Genomic DNA, 24852 nt, shown 5'->3' with positions numbered 1-24852 from the left:
ACCAATGCTCCGTGTGCTCACGGCCGGCGAATCGCACGGCCCCGAACTTGTCGCTGTCATGGAAGGTCTGCCTTCGGGCGTCCCCGTCTCCAGCGTTGCCATCCAAGCCGACCTCGAACGACGCAAGCTCGGCTACGGCCGCGGTTCGCGCATGAAATTCGAACAAGACGAGCTCACGATCTCGTCGGGTGTCGTACACGGCTACTCGCTGGGCAGCCCGATTGCGCTTCGCATTGGCAACACCGAATGGCCAAAGTGGGTCGAGGTGATGAGCGCCGAGCCCGTCGAACTCACCGACAAGTCACGCGGGCGTGGCGCAGCCCTGACACGCCCACGGCCCGGTCACGCCGACCTCGTGGGCATGCAGAAGTACGACTTCGACGAGGCTCGTCCGATCCTTGAACGTGCGAGCGCGCGTGAAACCGCGGCCCGCGTCGCACTCGGCGCGGTCGCACGCAGCTTCCTCGCGGAACTCGGCATCGAGCTCGTCAGTCACACGCTCTCGATCGGGCCGGTTCGGGTGCCCGAAGATGCACCCGTTCCTGCGCCCGCCGATGTCGACGCACTGGATGCTGATCCGTTGCGTTGCTTCGACGCCGCAACGAGCGCAAAAATGGTCGAAGAAGTTGACGATGCGCGCAAGGCCGGCGACACGCTGGGAGGCATCGTGGAGGTGCTGGCCTACGGGCTGCCGCCCGGACTGGGCTCTCACGTGCACTGGGATCGCCGCCTCGATGGCAAGCTCGCGCAGGCGCTCATGAGCATCCAGGCGATCAAAGGCGTCGAGGTCGGTGACGGTTTTCTCACCACAACGCGTCGCGGCTCGAAAGCTCATGACGAGCTCTATGCGACCGACGGCGGAATCACTCGTTCGACCGATCGTGCGGGCGGAACGGAGGGCGGAATGTCGACGGGCACCGTGCTGCGCGTGCGCGCGGGTATGAAGCCGATCGCCACCGTGCCCAAGGCGCTGCGCACGATCGATATCGCCACCGGTGATGATGCAACCGCTCATCACCAACGCTCCGACGTCTGTGCGGTCCCGGCTGCTGGCGTCGTCGCTGAGGCGATGGTTGCCGTAGTGCTCGCCGATGTCGTGCTCGAGAAGTTCGGCGGTGACAGCATCGGAGAAACGCGTCGCAACGTCGAGTCGTATCTGGCGGCAATTCCTGAGTCGCTTCACACCTCTGCCGCAAGCGATGCGTCTCTGAGCGATGACGAAACGGTCTGATTCGATCGTTCTGATCGGACCGATGGGAGCTGGCAAGACCAGTATCGGCAAACGCGTCGCACGCGCTCTGAAACTGCCATTCGTTGACACCGACGCTGTTGTTGTGCGCGAACACGGCGCGATCGCTGAGTTGTTCGCCGAGCGCGGTGAAGCACACTTCCGTTCTCTGGAACGCCAAGCGGTTAGCGACGCCTTGGGCAATGGCGGAGTGGTCGCTCTGGGCGGTGGCGCTGTGCTCGATGAAACGACACAGCGCGACCTCTCCGAACACCGCGTGGTCTTTCTCACCGTTGCGCCCCGCGTGGTGGCAACTCGAGTGTCCGGTTCGAAACGTCCGCTGTTGCAGGGCGACGATTCGGCTCAACGCTGGACCGAGATATTCGAGACACGGCGCCCGATCTACGAAACACTCGCAGATGCCACCTTCGACACCTCTCACGGCCCCTTGGCCGACATCGTCACAGAGATCGTGGCGTGGGCGAAAAACAACGAAACCACGGAGGACCAATGACAGACGTGAGCACCATCTCGGTCAGCGGTGACGCACAGTATGACATCTTCGTCGGACGCGGCATTCTCGCTACCGCGGGCGAGCTGCTGCCTGCCGCGGCACGCAAAGTCCTCATCATCCACCCGCCGACTCTCGCTGCCCAGGCGGAAGGTCTTCGCGACGCTCTTCGAGGCGAACGCGAGGTGCTTCTGGCAGAGGTGCCCGATGCGGAACAGGGCAAGCGCGTCGAGGTCGCGGCCTTCTGCTGGCAGGTTATGGGCCAGGCTGACTTCACCCGCACCGATGCGGTCATCGGTTTTGGCGGTGGGGCGGTAACTGACCTCGCGGGCTTCGTCGCAGCCACCTGGTTGCGCGGCGTTGAGGTCTTGCAGATTCCCACGACCGTGCTCGGGATGGTCGATGCCGCCGTCGGCGGCAAGACGGGGATCAACACTGCCGAAGGAAAGAACCTGGTGGGCGCTTTCTGGGCGCCACGTGCAGTGATCTGCGACCTCGAACTGCTCGACACGCTCTCACGCAACGAACTGGTCGCCGGCTACGCAGAGGTGGTCAAGGCCGGGTTCATTTGGGCACCAGAGATCCTTGACATCATCGAGGCTGATCCGCTCGTGGCCACCGATCCCACGACGGCCGAGTTTCGGCGCACCGTCGAACTCGCCATCGACATGAAAGCGCGCGTGGTGGGGGAGGACCTTCGCGAAGCAGGGCTGCGCGAGATCCTCAACTACGGCCACACGCTCGGCCACGCTATCGAGCACGCAGAGCGCTACCGCTGGCGCCACGGCGCCGCGATCTCGATCGGCATGGTCTTTGCCGCCGAACTGTCGCGGTTGGCAGGCAGGCTCTCTGATGAAGCCGCCGCGCGCCATCGCGACATCTTCGAATCTCTTGGCCTGCCGGTGAGCTACCGCGCCGGCGCATGGCCCACCCTGAAGGCGTCGATGCAGCGCGATAAGAAGAGCCGCGGGGGCATGCTGCGCTTTATCGTGCTTGATGACATCGCCAAGCCCACTGTGCTGCAAGCTCCCGACGAATCGCTGCTGTTTGCGGCGTACCAAGAAGTCGCCGCGTCGTAGGCTGAGCGCGTGATATCGAACCTGCCGCTGCTGCTCGTCAATGGCCCCAACCTCAATCTGCTCGGTGTGCGCCAGCCTGAAATCTACGGGCACGAGACGCTGCGAGACGTTGAAGTTCTGGTGGCCGACACCGCCCAGGCGCGCGGGTTCGATGTTCGAACGATCCAGTCCAACCACGAGGGTGTGCTCATCGATGCCATTCACGACGCGCGACAGCGATGTTCGGGGATCGTCATCAATCCGGGCGGCCTGACTCACACCTCTGTGGTGCTGCGCGACGCGCTGGCTGGCGTTGCGCTGCCGGTTGCCGAGGTGCACATCTCGGATGTGATGGCGCGAGAAGAGTTTCGTCACCACTCGTACGTTCGCGATGTCGCCTCGGTGCACGTGATCGGTGAGGGTGTGGCCGGATATGCCCGCGCGGTGGAACAGCTGCTAGACCTCATTGTCAAGCGCGCAACGGCCTGAATCACGCGCGACGCAACCCATCCCGTAGAATGACACGTCGGGCCGCCACGGCCCACTTCCCTCACGAACGGACTTGTTTTCCTCATGGCATCCACCGCAGACATCAAGAACGGCGTCGTGCTCAAGATCGACGGACAGCTCTGGAACGTTGTGGAGTTTCAGCACGTCAAGCCCGGCAAGGGCGGAGCATTTGTCCGCACCAAGCTGAAGAACGTGCTCAGCGGCAAGGTCATCGACCGCACCTTCAACGCTGGCGCAAAGGTAGACGTTGAGAACGTCGACCGCCGCGACTTCACGTACCTCTACAACGACGGCGACAGCTTCGTCTTCATGGACGTTGAGCTGTACGACCAGATCAGCCTGCAGGCTGCAACGGTCGGCGACGCGGCAAACTTCATGCTCGAGAACCAGCAGGTTCAGATTGCGCTCAACAACGACAACCCGCTCTACGTCGAGTTGCCGCCGTCGGTTGTGCTTGAGATCACCTACACCGAGCCTGGCCTCCAGGGCGACCGTTCTTCGGCCGGAACCAAGGCTGCCACCGTTGAGACCGGCTACGAGATTCAGGTGCCGCTGTTCCTCGAGACGGGCACCAAGGTCAAGGTTGACACCCGCACCGGAGACTACCTCGGCCGTGTGAACTAGCCGTGAGTGCTCGCACTAAAGCACGCAAACGCGCGCTCGACATCCTCTTTCAAGCCGACGTACGTGACGTCGCGCTCGCAGAGATGCTCGCTACCGAAGCCAAGCGCGCGGCAAATGAGCCGTCTCGCGAGGCCTCGTGGCTGTACGCACGGGAGATCGTCGATGGCGTCGTCGACAACCGCGAAGCCATCGATGAGCAGATCACTACCTTCGCCAAGGACTGGACGCTCGAGCGGATGCCTGCCGTAGACCGTGCTGTGCTACGGCTAGGAGTGTGGGAGATTCTCTACAACGACGCGGTGCCAACGGCAGTGGCCATCGATGAAGCGGTAGACCTCGCGAAAGAGTTCTCGACCGACGAAGCGGGATCATTCGTGCACGGTGTGCTCGCGCGCATCGCACGCTCTTCCTGATCTTCTGGCATTGTCAGGGGCGACCAGCAGGATGGATGCTGTGAACGCGCCCTTCATCGATTCGTCGCACATCCGCCGGCAGGCGTCTGGCGGTGCGTACGAGCGAGGCGTCGCCTACTTCGCTGACGGTGCGGTGCGAAACCTGACGTGGGATGTTCGCCGCTCATTGTTGATCGGCGAGGTGACCGGTAGCAGCGACTTCTCGTACCGCTGCCGAATTCATCTCGACCCGGCCCGAAGCACGAGACCGATCCTTTCTGCCAGATGCACCTGTCCGCTGCACGCAGATTGCAAGCACACCGTAGCGACGCTGCTCGCCAGCAATCAACGTGCCGAGAAGGTCTCAGAAGCACCGACGGCCGGCTCTGACCGCTGGCGGTCGCTATTTGTTGAAGAGTCATCGCCTCGTGAAATTGTGACGCCCCTCGCGCTCGGAGTCGAACTGCGTCAGCGCATCAGGCGCGGCGCGTCGAACTGGGCACCGTTGCGCGCGGAAGCTGCGACAGCTCGCAGTCTGCACTTTGCGGGTGCCGACCTGCTCGTAGGTCTGCGCCCTCTCGAACTCAGCGGTCGCAGCAACACCTGGATCAAAGGCGGCGCTTCGTGGGACACGGTCAGGCGCCCCGCCAACCCGTTCGAGCCCGCGCAGGCACGTTGGTTCGCAGAGCTGTGGAGCATCGCACACGAGGTCCGTTCCCTGGGCTCGTTCGTGGACGTGTCAGAGTGGCTCACCATCGACGACGTCGAATCGACACTGCTGTGGGCACACCTCGGTGAAGCCGCTGCACGGAACATTCCGATCGTCGCGACAAAGAAGCAGAGCAGCGTAACGATTGCCGACAGCGCTGATGCTGTCGTTCGCGCCGAGCGCACCGCGAGCGGAATTCAGCTCTCACCACGGGTGCGTATCAATGACGTGGTTGCGGACGTCGAGTCACTGCGGCCAATCGGACATCTGGGTGTGTACAGGTTCGAGGTGCACCGCGAACGCATCGACCTGACGCTCGCGCAAGTGCCATTGTCAGCGCCCTTGCACGGGTTGCTCGTTGCGCGAACTCCCGTCGAAGTACCCGAGGCCGATGCGGACGAGTTCATCGATGAGCATCTGCCTCTGCTCGCCCGTCAAAGCACCGTAGAGACTGAGGGCGTCGAGATTCCGCTGGCACCTCGCCCCGAACTTGTGCTGGCTGTGCAGTTCTCTGCGCAACATCGGCTGTCGTTCACCTTGGACTGGCGCTATGGCTCGCGACGGCGGGAACCTTTCAGCTGGGATTCCGCGGCCCACCGAGATCACGACGCTGAATCTGAGATTCTGACGCGTGTTGAGCGCGTGTGGAATCCGATCTCGCCCGTACCGATGGGCGCCAAGGGATCACTGAGCGGGCTGGATGCTGCCGTGTTCGCCGCCGAACTGCTTCCTGAGCTCGAGTCCTGCAGCGGGGTGCGAGTGGAGTTGCGAGGCGAGCGCCCCAAATATCGCGAACTATCCGCGGATCCGCACGTGAAGATCTCGACGGTGGAGTCGACCGACCCAGACTGGTTTGACCTCGGCATCATCGTCACGGTAGACGGTCGCACGATTCCGTTCACACCCCTGTTCACCGCACTTGCTCGTGGCCGCAAGAAGATGCTGCTGAGCGATGGCCGCTACTTCTCGCTTTCTCACCCCGCACTGCAGCGCCTTCGCGACCTCATCGATGAAGCCGGCGGCTTGAGCGAATGGGAGACGCCCCCTCGTCTCAGTCGGTACCAAACCGATCTCTGGGCAGATTTTGAAGACGTCGCAGATGAAGCGGAGCCAGCCATATCTTGGCGACGCACTGCAGAAGGGCTGCGCGACGTCGGGCAGATCGTGCCGACGCCCGTGCCCCGCGGTATTGCCGCCGACTTGCGTCCTTACCAGCGCGCGGGTTTCGACTGGCTTGCATTCCTATGGCAGCACCGCCTCGGCGGAATCCTCGCCGACGACATGGGGCTCGGCAAGACGCTGCAGATGCTCGCGCTCATCGAACACCTGCGCGAATCGGGTGAGACTCGACCCGTGCTCGTCGTAGCGCCTACTTCTGTGATGTCGACATGGCAAAGCGAAGCCGCTCGCTTCGCGCCCGAGTTGCGGGTGGCGATCGTCGACGCGACAAGAAGCAAGCGCGGCGTCTCAGTGCCCGTTGTTGCCGCCGCGGCTGATGTGCTGATCACCTCTTACACGCTGCTTCGGCTGAACGAAAGTGAGTTCACCGCCGTCGAGTGGGCGATACTCGTGCTTGACGAGGCACAATTCGTGAAGAACGCGAAGACGAAGGCGCATCGCGCTGCGCGCGACATCACTGCCGAGGTCACCTTCGCGATCACGGGCACACCACTGGAGAACAGCTTGACTGAACTCTGGTCGCTTCTTGCGCTCTCGGCGCCGGGGCTGTTCCCGTCGGCTCGGCGCTTCCGCGAAGAGTATGTCGGACCGATCGAGCAGGGGAAGGTACCCAGCAACCGCGAGGGCGGGGAATATCGAGCAGCGCGTTTGGCGCAGCTTCGACGTCGCATTCGTCCACTGGTGCTCCGTCGCACCAAAGAGGTCGTCGCGGCAGACCTGCCTCCAAAGCAAGAGCAAGAAGTGCGCATTGAGCTCAGCGCAGCGCACCGGGAGCTCTACGACACTGTGCTGCAGCGCGAGCGCCAGAAGGTGTTGGGATTGCTCGATGATCTGGACCGCAATCGGTTCATCGTGTTTCGCTCGCTCACCCTGCTGCGCATGCTTGCGCTGGCACCCGCGTTGGTAGATCCCGAGCATGCGCACATCGCCCCGAGCAAGATCACGGCGCTCTTCGAACAGCTCGACGAGATCCTCGCCGAGGGTCATCGCACGCTGATCTTCAGTCAGTTCACATCGTTTCTGGCGCTCGCCACCGCAGAACTCGATAGGCGAGGGGTGCCGTACGCATACCTCGATGGCTCGACAAAGGATCGCGACGCCGCGGTGCGAGCGTTTCGCGAGGGCGATGCGCCGGTGTTCTTGATCAGCCTCAAGGCGGGTGGGTTTGGACTCACCTTGACCGAGGCCGACTACGTGTTCCTGTTGGATCCATGGTGGAACCCCGCTGCTGAAGCACAGGCGGTCGATCGAGCCCACCGCATCGGACAGTCACGCACGGTGATGGTCTACCGACTCATTGCGAACGGCACTATCGAGGAGAAAGTGATGGCACTCCAGCAGCGGAAAGCTCGCTTGTTCCGCTCGGTGATGGACGATGACGCGCTATTCGGCAGCGCGCTCACCGCGGACGATATTCGCGGCCTCTTTGAGTCGTAGCGCCCACGAGCCGCGCCGCTGCGCTGGTGCGCGATCACGCCACGTAGAATTGGGGCTGTTCCAATCAGGAGGATTTCATGCGCATCACGGGCCTCGGCCACGCCGGAATGTTCATCGAGACGGCCGGAGGAAGCATCCTGTGCGATCCCGTCGTCGGACCAACATTCTTCGGATCGTGGTTCCCTTTTCCCGACAACCGCGCGCTCGACTGGGCTCATTTCGGCAACGCTGACTTTCTGTACATCTCTCACCGTCACCGTGATCACTTCGATCCTGCGCTGATGCAGAAACACGTTCCAAAGAGCATCAAGGTGCTGTTGCCTGATTACCCAACCGATGACCTCGAGAACGATCTGCGCCGACTGGGATACAACAACATCATCCACACCCAGGCGGGGGAGCCGCTGACCTTCGGCGAGCTGAAGATCATGGTCACGCCATTGCGCGCACCGAGCGATGGCCCGATCGGAGACTCGTCGTTGAGCGTCGACGACGGCACAGCCAGCATCCTGAACCAAAACGACTCCCACCCGCTCGATCTCGAGACGCTGCTTCGCTTCAGCAAGCCAGAGGCGTACTTCACTCAAGTCTCGGGGGCTATCTGGTGGCCGATGGTCTATGACCTGCCACAAGACGCCAAGCAGAACTTCGCACGGCTCAAGCGCGACGCTCAGAACAAACGAGCCATGTACTACATCGAGAAAGTCGACGCGGCGCACGTCTTCCCTATGGCCGGACCGCCCATGTTCTTGCGCGAAGAACTGTTCCGCTACAACGGATTCGGCCTCGAAGACGATTCGATCTTCACCGATCAACGCCAGTTTCTCGCGCACATGAAACAGCTGCGGCCCGAGCAGAACGGGTACGAGTTCGTGCCAGGCACGGCGGTGGAGCTCAACCACGGCGAGATCTCGGTCACGCAGACGCTCTACACCGATGCTGAGATCGACCGAATCTTCGACGACAAGTGGGCGTATCTTGCCGAACAGCGCGATTCGCGCCAAGACGAGATCGCTGCAGAAGTTGCTTCCCGCGCGCCGGTGCTCGCTCCGGACGAGATGCTTGCCGAGCTCAAGTCTTGGTGGGAGCCCCTGCTGCGTCGTGGACGCATCTTCCGCAACGGCGTCGGCGGCGCGGTGCGCATGACCATCGGCGAACTTGACCTTGTGGTCGACTTCCCGAAAGCGAAGGTGCGTGAATTCGCGGGGGAAGAGACGAACTACTGGTTCACGATCCCCGCCGATCTCGTTTCGACGAACATTCGTGATCACGAGATCGACTGGTCGAACTCCATCTTCCTTTCGATGCAGTTCGGCGCTGGTCGCATCGGCAAGTTCAACGAGTTCATTTACACGTTCTTCAAGTGTCTTTCACGCGATCGCATTGAATATGTTGAGAACTGGTACGCCGAGCAGTCTGACGTGTCAGAAGACATCCAGCTCGAAGAGTGGGTGGTGCAGCGGCGATGCCCCCACCTGCGCGCTGACCTGTCGAAGACCGCGAAGATCGAAGATGGTGTGCTCACGTGCAGTCTGCACGACTGGAAATGGGATCTCGCCTCAGGTAAGTGTCTGAGCACCCAAGGACACCCGATTCGGGCATCACAGGCTGAAGACCAACTCAACCGCGAAGCTGCGCACCCAGTCGCTTAGCGTCACGCGCTAAGATAGTAGTCATCAAGCAACCTTTAACACCGTCCCGTGAGGCGGAGAAGGGAGCGGTATGAGCGCACACGAGAGAATCGTGCTGCAGGACGCCGATATCGCCCGAGCCTTGACTCGGATCTCTCACGAGATTCTGGAGTCCAATCGCGGGGCCGACAACCTTGTTCTGCTCGGCATCCCCACCCGAGGCGTCACGCTCGCCACGCGCATCGCCCAGCTGATCGAGACCTTCAGCGGTGTTGCTGTCGAGACCGGCGCTCTCGACGTGACGATGTACCGTGATGACCTGCACAAGAATCCGACCCGAGCACCACGGCCGACCTCGATTCCCGATGGCGGAATCAACGGCAAGACGGTTGTGCTCATCGACGACGTGCTCTTCTCGGGGCGCAGCATTCGCGCCGCGCTCGACGCTCTGCAAGACATTGGCCGACCCTCTGCCGTGCGTCTGGCAACACTGATCGACAGAGGTCACCGCGAGTTGCCCATCCGCCCAGACTTCGTAGGCAAGAACCTCCCCAGTGCGCGGGATGAGCGTGTCAACGTGCGGTTGACTGAAACCGACGGCAAAGACGAGGTGACGATCGAATCATGAGGCACCTGCTCGATACGCAAACGCTTTCGCGAGCCGACGCGATTCAGATTCTCGATGTGGCCGAAGACATGGCTGACACGCAGTTGCGCGAGGTGAGAAAGCTCCCCACCCTGCGCGGCAAGACCGTGGTCAACCTGTTCTTCGAAGACTCCACCCGCACCCGCATTTCGTTCGAGGCGGCAGCCAAACGGTTGAGTGCCGACGTGATCAACTTCTCGGCGAAGGGCTCAAGCGTCTCCAAAGGCGAATCGCTGCAAGACACCGCCCAGACCCTCCAAGCGATGGGGGCAGATGCCGTCGTCATCCGGCACGGGGCTTCTGGCGCTCCGCGCACTCTCGCCTCGAGCGGCTGGATCACTGCCGGTGTGGTGAATGCGGGCGATGGAACGCACGAGCATCCCACCCAGGCCCTTCTTGACGCCTTCACCATGCGCAAACGTCGCTTCGGCGCCGACAGCCGCGGACGCGATCTGGATGGCATGCGTGTCACGATCGTCGGCGACGTGCTGCACTCGCGCGTCGCACGTTCGAACGTCTGGCTGCTCGCTACGTTGGGGGCCGAGGTGACGCTGGTGGCGCCGCCGACTCTTGTTCCGCAAGACGTGTCGCTGTGGCCTGCGACTATTCTCTACAACCTCGATGAGGCAATCGAGCGGCGCCCTGACGCTCTCATGATGCTTCGCATCCAGCTTGAGCGCATGAATGCGGCATATTTTCCCACTGAACGGGAGTATTCCCGCCGCTGGGGTCTTGACCCACTCAGACTCGAGGCGCTGGGGAGCGATAGCATTGTGATGCATCCCGGACCCATGAACCGGGGGCTCGAGATCTCTGCCGCGGCAGCCGATTCCGCCCGCTCCACAGTGTTGGAGCAGGTGACACACGGGGTGTCTGTGCGCATGGCTGTGCTCTACCTGTTGCTGTCAGGTTCAGAGCACGAAGCCAACACCGCCCCGAACGGTGTGCCTAAGAACGACAAGGAGTACGCACGATGAGCGAAGTCTTCCTGTTTCGCGGCGCGACGCTAGAGGGTGCCAGCACGGCCGATCTGCTCGTCGAAAACGGACAGATCACCGAAGTCGGCACCGGTTTGAGCCGCGCTGGCGCGACCGAGATCGATGTCGACGGCCTTGTGGCGCTGCCAGGACTCGTCGACCTGCACACCCACCTTCGTGAGCCCGGCTTCGAGGCATCCGAAACAATCCTGACCGGATCCCGCGCGGCTGCCGCAGGTGGCTACACGGCCGTCTTCGCGATGCCGAACACCTCGCCGGTTGCCGACACCGCGGGCGTCGTCGAGCAGGAGCTCGCTCTCGGCGAAGCTGCTGGCTTCGTCACGGTGCAGCCAATCGGCGCCGTGACTGTCGGACAGAAGGGGGAGCGCCTCGCCGAACTCGGCGCCATGGCAGACTCCCGCGCGCAAGTACGTGTCTTCAGTGACGATGGGTTCTGCGTGTGGGACCCGCTCATCATGCGCCGCGCTCTTGAGTATGTGAAAGCCTTCGACGGCGTGATCGCTCAGCACGCTCAAGACCCGCGCCTCACCGAAGGTGCGCAGCTCAACGAGGGTTCGGTATCAGCTGAGCTGGGGCTGGCTGGATGGCCGGCCGTGGCCGAAGAGTCGATCATCGCACGCGACGTGCTGCTCGCCGAGCATGTCGGTTCGCGGTTGCACGTGTGTCACCTCTCAACGGCCGGCTCGGTGGAGATCATCCGCTGGGCGAAGAAGCGTGGCGTCAATGTCACCGCCGAAGTGACACCCCATCACCTGCTGCTCACCGACGAACTCGCGCGCGGATATGACCCGCACTTCAAAGTGAACCCGCCACTGCGCCGTGACGAAGATGTGTTCGCGGTGCGCGAGGGCTTGGCTGACGGCACGATCGACATCGTCGCCACCGATCACGCTCCGCACCCGGCCGAAGCCAAATCGTGCGAATGGCACGCCGCCGCAAACGGCATGGTCGGGCTCGAAAGCGCACTGCGGGTGGTGCAACTCTCGATGGTTGACTCGGGGATGCTGACCTGGGGCGACATCGCTCGGGTGATGTCGCGCGAGCCCGCGCGCATCGGCCGGCTCGCGGGGCACGGCACCCCTTTGACCGTCGGCCACGCGGCTTCGCTTACTTTCTACGATCCTGCGCCAGTGCGCACGTTCACCACCGACGACCTGCGGGGCCGCAGCATCAACTCGCCGTATCTCGGTCGCGAGCTGCCAGGCGAGGTGCGCTGGACGCTGCACCAGGGAACACCCACCGTTGCCGACGGTGCGCTGCTCGACCAGCCGGGAGTGCGCTCATGACCCGCGAAGGCGCTCTCGCGATCACCGTCGCATTCGCGCTGGTGCTCATCGGCGTGCTCGTCTGGGCCTGGATGCGGCGCACTCGGCGCGATTCGGGAATCGCCGCGCCTGTCGGCGAAATGCCGAACGACGCCACGGCCGTTGCCAGCTTCAGAACGTTGTACGTGGCGACCACTCGCCACGGCGAGCCACTCGAGCGCCTCGCAATCGCCGGTCTCGACTTTCGCTCACGCGCCGATGTCACCGTGACCACGGCTGGCGTGGCGCTCGACCTCACCGGCAAACCGCGCGTGTTCTTCGCGCGCGACATCATCCGTGACGTCGCGCAAGCCACCGTCACCATCGATCGCGTCGTTGAACGCGACGGCTTGGTGCGTCTGACATGGCTGACCGCAGACGCCACCGCCGTTGACAGCTACATTCGCCCACAAGATGCATCGGCGCACGCCGTCGCCGATGCTATCCGTGGCACCCTCACCCCGTCTCAGATCGGAACCGACGCATGACCTCTCAGTTCACGACCGACCCCGCCGTCCTGGTGCTCGAAGATGGCAGCCGCCATTCGGGTCATGCCTACGGCGCGCGCGGAACCACGCTCGGCGAAGTGGTGTTCTCGACCGGCATGACCGGCTATCAAGAGACGCTCACCGACCCCTCGTATGCCGGCCAGATCGTGTTGCAGACCGCGCCGCATATCGGCAACACCGGCATGAACGCCGAGGACCCTGAGTCACGCCGCATCTGGGTAGCTGGCTACATCGTTCGCGACCCGTCTCGGATCGTGTCGAACTGGCGCGCAGACGAAACCCTCGACGAGGCTCTCGTTGCGGATGAGGTCATCGGAATCAGCGGAATCGACACCCGCGCGGTGACGCGCAACATCCGCTCAGCCGGCAGCATGCGTGGTGGCATCTTCTCGGGCGCAGCAGCGTCGCTCGATCCCGCCGAGCAGTTGCGGCTGGTTCAAGATGCGCCGCAGATGGCCGGCCAGAACCTCTCGGCATCCGTTTCTGTGGGCACCGCTCAGGTGACCGCTGCGGTGGGCACCCGCATCGGAAACCTCGCCGTGCTCGATCTCGGCGTCAAGCAGGCCACGATCCTCAACCTCGCCGCTAGAGGCTTCGACGTGCACGTACTTCCTCAGGACGCCACTATCGAGGACATTCGTGCAATCGACCCGGTCGCGGTCTTCTACTCGAACGGGCCAGGCGATCCCGCGGCGTCTGGCGATCACGTTGCGCTGCTTCGCGCAGTTCTCGACCAGCGACTGCCGTTCTTCGGCATCTGCTTCGGAAACCAGTTGCTGGGCCGCGCCCTGGGCCTCGGCACATACAAGCTGCCCTTCGGCCACCGTGGTATCAACCAGCCCGTGGTCGACAAGTCGACGGGACGAGTGGAGATCACCTCGCACAACCATGGCTTCGCGGTCGACGCGCCGATCGACGGCACGTTCGACAGCCCCAACGGCTACGGCCGCGTCGAAGTGAGCCACGTCGGATTGAACGACAACGTCGTAGAGGGTCTTCGCGCCCTCGATCTTCCTGCCTTCTCGGTGCAGTACCACCCAGAGGCGGCCGCGGGCCCCCACGACGCCAATTACCTTTTCGACCGGTTCGCCGACATGGTGCGTGCAGAAACCGGCTCGAGCACTGACTCTGTGAAGGACTCCGAGTAATGCCGAAGCGCGAAGATATCAAGAGCGTCCTGGTCATCGGGTCTGGCCCGATCGTCATCGGCCAGGCGTGCGAGTTCGACTATTCAGGAACGCAGGCATGTCGCGTCCTGCGCGAAGAAGGCGTGCGCGTCATCCTCGTCAACTCGAACCCAGCGACGATCATGACCGACCCTGATTTCGCCGATGCCACCTACATCGAGCCGATCAACTGGCAGGTCATCGAAACGATCATCGCTAAAGAGAAGCCCGATGCGATCCTGCCGACGCTCGGCGGTCAGACCGCTTTGAACGCGGCTATCGATCTTCACAACCACGGGATCCTGGAGAAGTACGACATCGAGCTCATCGGTGCGAACTTCGAAGCAATCAACAAGGGCGAAGACCGCCAGATCTTCAAGCAGCTGGTGCTCGACGCAGGCGCCGATGTCGCAGCATCCCGAATCGCACACACCATGGACGACTGCCTGAGCGCGGCAGAAGAGCTCGGCTACCCTCTGGTCGTACGCCCCTCGTTCACAATGGGTGGCCTCGGATCGGGGTTCGCCTACGACGAAGCCGATCTGCGCCGCATCGCTGGTGCCGGGTTGCGCGACTCGCCCACCACCGAGGTGCTCCTCGAAGAGTCGATTCTGGGGTGGAAAGAGTACGAACTCGAGCTGATGCGTGACACAGCTGACAACACCGTTGTCGTCTGTTCGATCGAGAACGTCGATCCCGTCGGCGTCCACACGGGCGATTCCATTACCGTCGCCCCCGCGCTCACCCTCACTGACCGTGAGTACCAGAAGCTGCGCGACATCGGCATCGATATCATCCGTGCGGTCGGTGTCGACACGGGTGGCTGCAACATCCAGTTCGCCATCGATCCAGACAACGGACGCATCATCGTGATCGAGATGAATCCCCGTGTCTCGCGTTCGTCGGCGCTGGCGTCGAAAGCAACCGGCTTTCCGATCGCAAAGATCGCGGCGAAACTGGCCATCGGCTACCGCCTCGATGAGATTCCCAACGACATCACCAAGGTCACGCCCGCGAGCTTCGAGCCAACGCTCGACTACGTAGTGGTCAAGGTGCCGCGTTTCAACTTCGAGAAGTTCCCGGCCGCCGACACCACGCTGACGACCACCATGAAGTCTGTGGGCGAGGCGATGGCGATCGGCCGCAACTACACAACGGCGCTGCAGAAGGCGCTGCGTTCTCTCGAGAAGCGCGGCTCGAGTTTTCACTGGGGCGAGGAACCACGTTCAACTCAGGAGCTGCTTGAGATCGCAAAGACCCCGACCGACGGTCGCATCGTGGTCTTGCAGCAGGCGCTGCGCAAGGGTGCAACGCCTGAGCAGGCTTTCGACGCCACAAAGATCGATCCGTGGTTCATTGACCAGATGGTGCTGATCAACGAGGTCGCTGATTTCGTGCACGCTGCTGATGAATTGGATGCTGCGACCTTGCGCCTCGCGAAGGATCACGGCTTCAGCGACGTGCAGATCGCGCAGCTGCGCAGTATCGAAGAGACCGCTGTGCGATCTCTTCGTCACGAGGTTGGATTGCGCCCGGTCTACAAGACGGTGGACACGTGCGCCGGGGAGTTTCCCGCGCTCACGCCCTATCACTATTCGAGCTATGACTTCGAGACAGAGGTCACGCCGTCGGAGCGCACGAAGGTCGTGATCATCGGCTCGGGTCCCAACCGAATCGGACAGGGTGTCGAGTTCGACTACTCGTGCGTGCATGCCTCGTTCGCGCTGTCTGATGCGGGGTACGAGACCATCATGGTCAACTGCAACCCCGAGACGGTATCAACCGACTACGACACCAGTGATCGACTGTATTTCGAACCGCTCACGCTGGAAGACGTGCTGGAAGTTCTGCACGCAGAGGCGCAGTCCGGCGAGATTCTTGGCGTCATCTGCCAACTCGGCGGCCAGACTCCGCTGGGGCTTGCCAAGGGCATCGAAGACGCCGGCTACACGATTCTCGGTACCAGCCCCGAAGCGATCGATCTCGCAGAAGAGCGCGAATTGTTCTCGCAGCTGCTCGACGCTGCCGGACTGATAGCACCCCGACACGGCACAGCGATCAACGTCGCGGAGTCTGTCGCCATCGCGGAAGAAATCGGCTACCCGGTGCTCGTGCGCCCGAGCTTCGTGCTGGGCGGTCGAGGCATGGAGATCGTCTACGACACCGCGAGCCTGCGCGACTACTTCGTGCGCACCGAAGGCGAAGTGATCGTCGGTGCCGGAACGCCGCTGCTCGTCGATCGCTTCCTCGACGACGCCATCGAGATCGATGTGGACGCGCTGTATGACGGCGAAGAGCTCTACATCGGGGGAGTTATGGAGCACCTCGAAGAGGCCGGGATCCACTCCGGTGACTCCGCGTGCACGCTGCCGCCGGTATCGCTGGGACGCTCCGAAATCGATCGCGTGCGCGACGCTACCCTTGCCATCGCGAAGGGCGTGGGCGTGCGTGGTCTGCTCAACGTGCAGTTCGCGATCAGCGCTGGAGTGCTCTACGTCATCGAGGCGAACCCCCGTGCCAGCCGCACCGTGCCCTTCGTATCGAAGGCACTGGGCATTCCGCTTGCGAAGGCGGCGAGCCGAGTCATGGTGGGCGCTTCGATCGCCACGCTGCGCGAAGAGGGTCTGCTGCCCGCGATAGACGGCTCCCGGGTGCCGCTGGACGCACCGGTATCAGTGAAAGAAGCAGTTCTTCCGTTCAAGCGCTTCCGCACAAAAGACGGTCAGACGGTCGACTCAGTGCTCGGACCCGAGATGCGCTCGACCGGCGAAGTGATGGGCATCGACCGCGACTTCCCGACCGCGTTCGCAAAGAGTCAAGCTGCGGCCTACGGTGGCATTCCGCTGTCGGGCACCGTATTCATCTCTGTTGCCGACAGCGACAAGCGAGCCGTTATTCTGCCCGCGCACCGTTTGCAGCAGCTCGGATTCCGTCTGCTTGCCACTGAGGGCACCGCCGAGATCTTGGCTCGCAACGGAGTGATCGTGACGCTCGTCAACAAATACAGCGCGACGCAGGGCAGCGACGAGACAAACATCGTCGACTTGATCAACGCGGGCGAAGTCGACATCATCGTGAACACACCCAGCGGCATGTCTGCCCGTGCTGACGGCTACGAGATTCGCGCGGCGGCGGTCGCCGCAGATAAGGCGCTGTTCACGACGATCTCAACGCTCGGCGCCGCCGTGAGTGCGATGAGTGTGATGGGCGAGGGGTTCCGCGTGCGCAGTCTTCAGGAGTACGCCCAAGATCGCGCGGCTCGCGCATGACGAGCTTCGGCGAGCGACTGCATAGCGCGGTGACGCGCTATGGGCAGCTCTGCGTGGGTATAGACCCGCATGAGCATTTGCTCGCCGATTGGAATCTGGATGCGACACCGGCCGGGGTGCGCGAGTTCGGTCTGCGGGTGGTTGACGCCGCGGCCGGCCGAGTCGCCGTCGTGAAGCCCCAGGTGTCGTTCTTCGAACGGTTCGGCTCTGCGGGCTTCGCTGCCCTCGAGGATGTTCTGGCTGCGGCCCGCGCCGCCGGCCTTCTGGTGATCGCCGATGCTAAACGTGGCGATATCGGCACGACCATGGACGCATATGCCGCAGCGTGGCTGCTTCCCGGCTCGCCCCTCGAAGCTGACGCGCTCACCGTGAACCCTTATCTTGGGGTGGGGGCGCTCGATGGGGCGATGGCGCTTTCTCATGAGCACGGCAAGGGTCTTTTCGTGCTCGCTGCGACGAGCAATCCAGATGCCCCCAGTTTGCAGACGGCACGCACTGCCGATCCCGAATCTCGGACGGTTTCTTCCGCTGTCATCGGCCAAATCTCAGTTTTTAACAGCACTCATACACAAGATAAGGAATGGGCGAGTATCGGTGTCGTTATCGGTGCTACCGTCGACTGGAACGCGTTTGATCTACCCGAAAAGATCGAACCGATCGCACCCATCCTTGCTCCTGGGTTCGGCCACCAAGGTGCCGAGCTCACCGACCTTGAGGCATTATTCGGCGTTCACTCTCCAGCAGTACTGGTGAGCGAAAGCCGAGGCATTCTTCAGGCTGGCCCCGCAGGCGTAGCGATGGCGATCGACAAGCGTCGCGCGCTACTCCAGGAGTTCCCCAGTGCCTGATTCCCGCACACCACCAGAAGTCGACCGTGTAGCGGCATCTCGCCGTGCCGTCGCCGCCCGTCGTGAACGAGCTGCCCTCAAGAAAGACGTCACCATGCGTGTCATCTCGCCGCAAGAACTCTTGCGCCGGGCATGGGCAGCGCCCGAGACACCGGCCGGCGCGATGCGCGTCACCGAGTTCCTCACCAGTATTCCGGCTATCGGCGAAGGCAAGAGGGATCGCATCCTGCAAGATCTCGGCATCTCGCCGGTCAAGCGAATCGGAGGACTCGGATCACGTCAGCGCGATGTGCTTTCAGACTTTCTCGACAGCCGCTGGCCTGAAGCTTCGCCTCGGTCGGATCGCAGCCGACTGCTCGTGCTGGCGGGCCCTACCGCCGTCGGCAAGGGAACCGTGGCTGCCGAGATCAAAAAGAGTCACCCCGAGATCTATCTCTCGGTGTCGGCAACCACACGCAGCCCGCGCAAGGGCGAAGTAGAGGGAGAGCACTACTACTTCGTGTCCGATGCTGAGTTCGATCGTATGATTTCCGCGGGGGAGCTGCTCGAGTACGCCACAGTGCACAACTCGCACCGCTATGGCACGCCGCGCGCTCCGATCGACCGAGTTCTCGCCGAGAATCGAACGGTGTTGCTCGAGATCGACCTGCAGGGCGCTCGCCAGGTGAGGGCAGCTGACCCCTCAGCCGCTCTTGTCTTTCTGCTGCCCCCCAGCTGGAACGAGCTTGTTCAGCGCCTCGTCGGCCGCGGCACCGAAGACGATGCAGAGCGCGCACGACGCCTGCGCACTGCGCGCGTCGAATTGGCAGCGCAATCGGAGTTCGACTATCGCGTCGTAAACGACGACGTGGCGCGCGCAGCAACCGAGATCGCCGCGCTCGCACGCTAGTGGTGCGCCGGTAGGCGACCCTCCGCGACTCTCAGGTAGACTGTACCGATGCCTTGATCCTTCGAGGCATCAAAGACTTTTCCACCGTCATCCGATCCAGGAGGTTTCGCCATGGCAGGAACGAACCACGGGGGCATCATTGAACCCCCCATCGACAGCCTTCTTCAGAAGGTCGACTCGAAGTACCAGTTGGTCATCTACGCGTCCAAGCGTGCGCGGCAGATCAACGACTACTACTCGGATCTTCACGAGGGAAACCTCTTCGACAACGTCGGCCCGCTCGTCGACTCAACTGTCGAAGACAAGCCGTTGACGATCGCGATGCACGAGATTCACGAAGACAAGCTGCGCCTGCGGCCCGTCGAATAGTTATTACCTTCAGATGCCCCTGAGGTCGGATTTGTCCGACCTCAGGGGCATACTGGTGTCCGCCGCCTTCTATCTGGAGCACCAATGACCGAATTGCGTCTGTTCACCTCTGAGTCTGTCACCGAGGGACACCCCGACAAGATCTGTGACCAGATCTCGGACTCGATTCTTGATGCGCTCATTGCCGCAGATCCCAACAGTCGTGTCGCCGTCGAGACGCTCGTCACGACGGGACTCGTGCACGTCGCTGGCGAGGTTCGCACCGACGGATATGTGGATATTCCGGGCATCGTGCGCCAGGTGGTCAATCGCATCGGCTATACCTCCAGCGAGACTGGCTTCGACGGCGACTCCTGCGGGGTCACGGTGTCGATCGGTGAACAGTCCAGTGATATCGCCGCGGGTGTGGATTCTGCTCTCGAACACCGGGAAGGCGGCTCTGCTGATCCGATTGACGCACTCGGCGCCGGCGATCAGGGCATCATGTTCGGCTACGCCACAAACGAGACGCCGCAGTTGATGCCGACGGCGATCTGGGCGGCGCACCGCATCGCGGAGGGCCTGACTGAGGCGCGGCGCAATGGAGCATTGCCGTTTCTGCGCCCTGACGGCAAGACCCAGGTAACGCTCGGGTACGACGGAGCGACTCCGCGCACGGTCGAAACCGTGGTGCTTTCCACCCAGCACCATCCGGATATCTCCATGGCGGCATTGCGCGCAGCACTGCAGGTCGAAGTGATCAACCCGGTGCTTGAAGCAACCGGCCTTGACCTTTCGAACGTTGAGTACGTGATCAATCCCGCCGGTCCGTTCGTGATCGGTGGACCGAAGGGCGATGCTGGCCTGACCGGCCGCAAGATCATCATTGACACGTACGGCGGCGCAGCGCGTCACGGCGGCGGGGCGTTCAGCGGCAAGGACCCGTCCAAAGTCGATCGATCGGCCGCCTACGCCATGCGCTGGGTGGCTAAGAACGCTGTGGCGGCAGGTCTCGCCGACCGACTAGAGGTGCAGGTCGCGTATGCCATCGGGCGCGCAGCTCCCGTAGGCATGTACGTAGAGACATTCGGCAGCGGACATGTGCAGGATGAAGCGATCACCCGCGCGATCCTCGATGTCTTCGATCTTCGCCCCAAAGCAATCATCGATCGCCTCGACCTGTTGCGTCCCATCTACGCGCAGACTGCGGCATACGGTCATTTCGGTCGCGAGTTGCCTGACTTCACGTGGGAGCGTACCGATCGAGTAGACGAGTTGCGCTCGGCCGCCGGGCTCTGAGGTGACCGCGCGGTCCGTCGCGCGCGTGCTGATCGATTCGCCACTGCCGCAGCTCGATCGGCTGTTCGATTACGAGATTCCGCGCGAATTTCTTGAGGATGCCCGTCCGGGCGTGCGCGTGAAGGTGCCCTTGCGCTCGGCAGGGCGTGTGGTCGATGGCTACATCGTCGAGCACGGCGACACTGACGACTCAGACCGTCCGCTCTCAGAACTCGACTGCGTGGTGTCGCCAATCCCGGTGCTCACCCCCGAGCTCTACGCTCTGGCCAGGCGAGCGGCCGACCGCGCCGCAGGATCAGCCAGCGACATCCTTCGCCTCGCGATCCCCAAACGAATGGTGCGTGCCGAACGCGCATGGCTCGCTTCAGACGTGCCGACTCTGCCGACGGTTGACAGCGCCTCACTCGGCTGGGCTGCAGATGTCATGGCGCCGTTTCCCCGCCTCGGCTCTGCGATCCAAGACGGCGAGCGCATGGCGATCGACGCCCCGCCTCGCCTTAGTCGGCTGGTTGGCGGCGCGCACGATGGCGAAGACGTGGGGGGCTGGGCCGCATTGCTCGCGGCGGCTGCGATCCACACTCTCGCTCGGGGAAAGAGCGCTGTCATCGTGGTGCCGGATCATCGCGACCGCGCCCAGATCGAGGCAGCCCTTGCGGGCAGAGTGCCCGAATACGCACTCGTTCGCCACGACGCCGCGCAGTCTTCACCGGCAAGATACGGCGCGTTTCTGCGCACTCTCGCAGATGCGCCCTGCATAGTCCTCGGCAACCGCAGCAGTGTGTACTCGCCGGTGAGCTCGCTGGGCCTGATCGCGCTGTGGGACGACGGCGACTCGCTGTTGTCAGAACCGTTGAGCCCCGGCGTGCACGCACGCGACGCCGCTTTGCTTCGACAAGAGATCGAATCAGGCGCGCTGATGTTCGCTGGTCACACTCGCACGACCGACGTGGAACGGCTGATCGCGGTCGGTTGGGTGCGCGAGATCGCCCCAGCGAAACGCATCACACCGAAAGTCGTGCTCAGTGCCACTCGCGAGGGCGAATCGAGAGGCGCACGTGTGCCTTCGGCCGCGTTCGCCGCCGCAAGGCAGGCGCTGAGCGACAAACCAGTGCTCGTGCAGGTTTCACGCCCCGGCTATGCACCGGTGCTTGTCTGCGCCGAGTGCCGGCACCCAGCGCGCTGCCCGCACTGCAGCGGCCCATTGCACGCGGCTCGGCAGGGAGCAGTACCAGCGTGTTCGTGGTGCGGCCGATCTGCCATGTCTTGGACGTGCCCGGATTGCACGTCAACGCGCTTCCGCATGGCGTCGTCGGGGAGTGAGCGCACGGCCGATGATCTGGGCCGCGCTTTCCCCGGCGTGCGCGTGATCGTGTCGGATGGCGAACACCTGGTGACCCATGTCGATTCGAGACCTGCACTAGTCGTAGCGACTCGCGGTGCAGAACCGATTGCGGCCGGTGGATACGGAGCGGTGATCCTGCTCGACGGTGACAAGATGTTGCTCGCCGATGACCTCCGCATCGCAGAGTCTTGCCTGCGCTGGTGGTCCAACGCCGCCGCCCTTGCCGCGCCAGGTGCGCCCGTCCATCTTGTCGGCGTAGCCGGGCCTGTCGCTCGCGCGTTGGCAACCTGGACGCAGCCTGCCTACGCACGCAATGAACTCAACGAGCGCGCGCCGCTGCGAATGCCTCCCGTCGTGCGCGTTGCCGCACTTGAGGGTGACCGACGCGCCGTCGACGCGGCAATCGCAGCTCTACGTGAAGCAGTTCCCACCCTCGATGAGTTGGCGATACTGGGTCCCCTCCCGCACGACCAGACGGTCCGTGCACTCGTTCGCTTCGACTACGCATCTGGAGCGAAAGTCACCGAGAGCCTTCGTGCCTCAGTCGTTTCTCAAGCCATGAAATCTCGTAAGCCCCCGAAGGGGCGTCCGACCCGTCCCGGCAATACACTCAGAGTGCGGGTTGACGTACCCGACCTAGAACTGTGAGGAGCCCCATGCGCCTCGTCTTCGCCGGCACACCGGAACCGGCCGTACCGTCTCTCGAGTTGCTCGCCGCGAGCCACCACGAGGTGCTCGCTGCGATCACTCGCCGCGATGCTCCCGTAGGCCGCAAGCGCGTGCTCACACCATCGCCTGTGGCCCGCCGAGCCGAGGAGCTCGAGATCGATGTGATTCGAGCCGACAGACTCGACGCAGCCACGACTGCGCAGGTGGAAGCGCTCGCACCCGATCTGGGCGTGATCGTGGCGTACGGCGGCTTGGTTCGCGAACCACTGCTGTCGATGCCGCGATACGGCTGGATCAACCTCCACTTCTCGCTGCTGCCGAAGTGGCGCGGTGCGGCGCCGGTGCAACATGCTCTCATCGCGGGCGATCCCGTCACGGGAGCGAGCGTGTTTCAGCTGGTTGCTGGTTTGGATGCTGGCGATGTGTATGACGAGATCGTGCACGAGATCAAGCCAGATTCGACGGCGGGGGAGCTCCTCGAAGATCTCGCCGTCAGTGGGGCAACATTGTTGGCCCGCGTCGTCGATGAGATTGACGGCGGCACCGCGACGGCTCAGCCCCAAACCGGAGAACCGTCGTATGCGTCGAAGCTGGAAGACATCGACGGTCAGTTGACCTGGGCGCAGTCGAGCGACCGCGTTCTCGGCAGATTCCGCGGGGTCACGCCCGCACCGGGCGCGCACACCACCATCAATGGCGCGCGCGTGAAAGTGCTCGAGGCCCGCACCGCACCGGCCGGCGCCCCTTCCCTTCCGCCAGGGCAGGTCGCCCTTCACCACAAAGAGGTCATCATCGGAACGGCAACCGCTCCCATCCAGGTCGATATCGTGCAGCCTGCAGGCAAGGGCCCAATGCGGGCCGCTGACTGGTTCCGCGGCCTTCGAAGCGAGACGGTGGTCGCCGGATCATGAGCAAAGTTGCCCCTGCTCGCCAGGTTGCCTTTGATGTGCTGCGCGCCGTCAATGAGTCCGACGCCTACGCGAACCTGCTCCTGCCGAAGTCGATCGAGCGTGCTGGCCTCTCGACCGCTGACGCGGCCCTCGCTACTGAGCTGACGTATGGCACGCTGCGACGTCAAGGCACCTATGACGCTGTGATTTCGATTGCGGCTGATCGCAGCATCGCCGATATCGATCCTGCCGTCTTGGACGCCCTGCGACTCGGAGTGCATCAGCTGCAATCCACGCGTGTCGCCTCGCACGCCGCGGTGAATGAGTCCGTCGAACTCGCCCGATCCGCGGGCGGCCGCGGCGCCGCGGGGTTCGCCAACGCTGTGCTGCGCCGGGTGTCACGAGACAATCCTGGTGACTGGATGACGCGGGTGAGTGACAGCGCGCGCTCTGACGACGAACGACTTGGATTGCTGTTCTCTCACCCGGTCTGGATTGTGCGTGCCTTCCGCCGGGCGCTGGCGGCCGAGGGCAGGGCCGATGAGCTTGAAGCGCTCCTCGCCGCCGACAACTCCGCCCCGCGCGTGACAATGGCAGCGTTGCCCGGGCTCGCGCACCTTCCAGAAGATGCCCGACACACCCCCTTTTCGCCGTTCGGGTTCCGCCTCGGCGGGGGAGACCCCGAATCGGTCATTCGCGCTGCCGACGGTCGCGTGCGCGTGCAAGACGAGGGCTCCCAGCTGGCGGCGCTCGCGCTCACGCGTGCATTGCCCGTGCGCGAAGGCGAACGCTGGCTTGACCTGTGTGCGGGACCGGGCGGCAAGACTGCGATGCTCGCTGCCGAGGCGCTCAATTTCGGTGCTGCGCTCGATGCGAACGAAATCTCACCAGCGCGTGCGGGGCTCGTACGTCAGGCGATCGCGGGCGTGCCGCTCGAGGTCACCGTCTTTGAAGAAGACGGGCGCGCCTTGGCCTCGAACTCCGCCGATACCTATGACCGAATCCTCGTTGACGCGCCCTGCACCGGGCTCGGGGCACTGCGACGCCGCCCCGAGGCGCGTTGGCGAAAGTCACCGGGCGACGTGCCAGAGCTCACCGCGCTCCAAACCGAGCTGCTCTCGACGGCAGTGAGCGCTTTGCGTCCCGGGGGCGTGGTGGCGTACATCACCTGCTCGCCCCATTTGGCAGAAACCGCGGGCGTGGTCGCCGAAGTGCAGCGCGAGTGGGGTGACGCCATCATCGAGCTGTCGGCTCGCGATGTCATCACGAGGCTCTCGACGAGTGACCCTGAGCTTCTGACGCAGTCAGACGGCACGGCTCGTGCGCAGTTGTGGCCGCACCGCCACAACACTGACGCGATGTCGATCTCGTTGCTTCAGCGCGCCTGAGCGCTGCG

21 protein-coding genes are annotated in these 24852 nt (G+C 63.3%); all 21 read left to right on the top strand.

Going from position 1 to position 24852, the window contains the following annotated elements; genetic code table 11:
• Window positions 1–4: 4 nt before the first annotated feature.
• The 21 genes from aroC to WDU96_RS07560 all read left to right on the top strand — a co-directional run bounded on the left by aroC (window position 5) and on the right by WDU96_RS07560 (window position 24844).
• On the top strand, window positions 5–1231 hold the full coding sequence (gene aroC / locus WDU96_RS07660) for a chorismate synthase (protein WP_337337911.1): 1227 nt from the start codon (window positions 5–7) through the stop codon (window positions 1229–1231).
• The gene (locus WDU96_RS07655) at window positions 1215–1742 is read left to right on the top strand and encodes a shikimate kinase (RefSeq protein ID WP_337337910.1); all 528 of its coding nucleotides are present in this window, start codon (window positions 1215–1217) and stop codon (window positions 1740–1742) included. Before aroC ends, WDU96_RS07655 begins: the two co-directional genes overlap by 17 nt.
• The gene (aroB, locus tag WDU96_RS07650) at window positions 1739–2818 is read left to right on the top strand and encodes a 3-dehydroquinate synthase (protein WP_337337909.1); all 1080 of its coding nucleotides are present in this window, start codon (window positions 1739–1741) and stop codon (window positions 2816–2818) included. The genes WDU96_RS07655 and aroB overlap by 4 nt, the downstream gene beginning before the upstream one ends.
• Before the next feature lie 9 nt (window positions 2819–2827).
• Entirely contained in the window at window positions 2828–3286 is a 459-nt protein-coding gene (locus tag WDU96_RS07645; protein ID WP_337337908.1) for a type II 3-dehydroquinate dehydratase, read from the top strand.
• Window positions 3287–3370: 84 nt separating this feature from the next.
• Window positions 3371–3931 (top strand): elongation factor P, encoded by a 561-nt coding sequence (gene efp, locus WDU96_RS07640; RefSeq protein ID WP_337337907.1) that lies wholly within the window; start codon window positions 3371–3373, stop codon window positions 3929–3931.
• A gap of 2 nt (window positions 3932–3933) precedes the next feature.
• Window positions 3934–4344: a transcription antitermination factor NusB gene (gene nusB, locus WDU96_RS07635; protein ID WP_337337906.1), complete on the top strand. Its 411-nt coding sequence runs from the start codon at window positions 3934–3936 to the stop codon at window positions 4342–4344.
• 40 nt (window positions 4345–4384) lie between these two features.
• Window positions 4385–7648 (top strand): DEAD/DEAH box helicase, encoded by a 3264-nt coding sequence (locus tag WDU96_RS07630; RefSeq protein WP_337337905.1) that lies wholly within the window; start codon window positions 4385–4387, stop codon window positions 7646–7648.
• Window positions 7649–7725: 77 nt separating this feature from the next.
• The gene (locus WDU96_RS07625; protein WP_337337904.1) at window positions 7726–9300 is read left to right on the top strand and encodes a Rieske 2Fe-2S domain-containing protein; all 1575 of its coding nucleotides are present in this window, start codon (window positions 7726–7728) and stop codon (window positions 9298–9300) included.
• A gap of 70 nt (window positions 9301–9370) precedes the next feature.
• Window positions 9371–9907, top strand: coding sequence for a bifunctional pyr operon transcriptional regulator/uracil phosphoribosyltransferase PyrR (gene pyrR / locus WDU96_RS07620; protein ID WP_337337903.1), 537 nt, complete (start codon window positions 9371–9373; stop codon window positions 9905–9907).
• Window positions 9904–10902: an aspartate carbamoyltransferase catalytic subunit gene (locus tag WDU96_RS07615; protein ID WP_337337902.1), complete on the top strand. Its 999-nt coding sequence runs from the start codon at window positions 9904–9906 to the stop codon at window positions 10900–10902. The genes pyrR and WDU96_RS07615 overlap by 4 nt, the downstream gene beginning before the upstream one ends.
• Entirely contained in the window at window positions 10899–12209 is a 1311-nt protein-coding gene (locus WDU96_RS07610) for a dihydroorotase (RefSeq protein WP_337337901.1), read from the top strand. Before WDU96_RS07615 ends, WDU96_RS07610 begins: the two co-directional genes overlap by 4 nt.
• Window positions 12206–12715, top strand: coding sequence for a PH-like domain-containing protein (locus tag WDU96_RS07605; RefSeq protein WP_337337900.1), 510 nt, complete (start codon window positions 12206–12208; stop codon window positions 12713–12715). Before WDU96_RS07610 ends, WDU96_RS07605 begins: the two co-directional genes overlap by 4 nt.
• The gene (gene carA, locus WDU96_RS07600) at window positions 12712–13884 is read left to right on the top strand and encodes a glutamine-hydrolyzing carbamoyl-phosphate synthase small subunit (protein ID WP_337337899.1); all 1173 of its coding nucleotides are present in this window, start codon (window positions 12712–12714) and stop codon (window positions 13882–13884) included. The genes WDU96_RS07605 and carA overlap by 4 nt, the downstream gene beginning before the upstream one ends.
• A complete protein-coding gene (carB, locus tag WDU96_RS07595; protein WP_337337898.1) occupies window positions 13884–17171 on the top strand; it encodes a carbamoyl-phosphate synthase large subunit in 3288 nt (1095 codons plus the stop codon). The genes carA and carB overlap by 1 nt, the downstream gene beginning before the upstream one ends.
• Window positions 17168–18019 (top strand): orotidine-5'-phosphate decarboxylase, encoded by an 852-nt coding sequence (gene pyrF / locus WDU96_RS07590; RefSeq protein WP_337337897.1) that lies wholly within the window; start codon window positions 17168–17170, stop codon window positions 18017–18019. Before carB ends, pyrF begins: the two co-directional genes overlap by 4 nt.
• Window positions 18012–18908, top strand: coding sequence for a guanylate kinase (gmk, locus tag WDU96_RS07585; protein ID WP_337337896.1), 897 nt, complete (start codon window positions 18012–18014; stop codon window positions 18906–18908). Before pyrF ends, gmk begins: the two co-directional genes overlap by 8 nt.
• A 111-nt stretch (window positions 18909–19019) precedes the next feature.
• The gene (rpoZ, locus tag WDU96_RS07580) at window positions 19020–19277 is read left to right on the top strand and encodes a DNA-directed RNA polymerase subunit omega (protein ID WP_337337895.1); all 258 of its coding nucleotides are present in this window, start codon (window positions 19020–19022) and stop codon (window positions 19275–19277) included.
• Window positions 19278–19361: 84 nt separating this feature from the next.
• Entirely contained in the window at window positions 19362–20555 is a 1194-nt protein-coding gene (metK, locus tag WDU96_RS07575; protein WP_337337894.1) for a methionine adenosyltransferase, read from the top strand.
• 1 nt (window position 20556) lies between these two features.
• Window positions 20557–22545 carry a primosomal protein N' family DNA-binding protein gene (locus WDU96_RS07570; RefSeq protein WP_337337893.1) on the top strand — a complete coding sequence of 663 codons (1989 nt, stop codon included), beginning with the start codon at window positions 20557–20559 and terminating at the stop codon, window positions 22543–22545.
• A gap of 8 nt (window positions 22546–22553) precedes the next feature.
• Entirely contained in the window at window positions 22554–23477 is a 924-nt protein-coding gene (gene fmt, locus WDU96_RS07565) for a methionyl-tRNA formyltransferase (RefSeq protein WP_337337892.1), read from the top strand.
• Window positions 23474–24844, top strand: coding sequence for an RsmB/NOP family class I SAM-dependent RNA methyltransferase (locus WDU96_RS07560; protein ID WP_337337891.1), 1371 nt, complete (start codon window positions 23474–23476; stop codon window positions 24842–24844). The genes fmt and WDU96_RS07560 overlap by 4 nt, the downstream gene beginning before the upstream one ends.
• Window positions 24845–24852: the final 8 nt, after the last annotated feature.

This window comes from Microbacterium marmarense, assembly GCF_037204165.1.
GTDB classification, from domain to species: Bacteria; Actinomycetota; Actinomycetes; order Actinomycetales; family Microbacteriaceae; genus Microbacterium; species Microbacterium marmarense.
The sequence above is the reverse complement of the archived record's forward strand: the minus strand, read 5'-3'. Positions and strand labels throughout refer to the sequence as shown.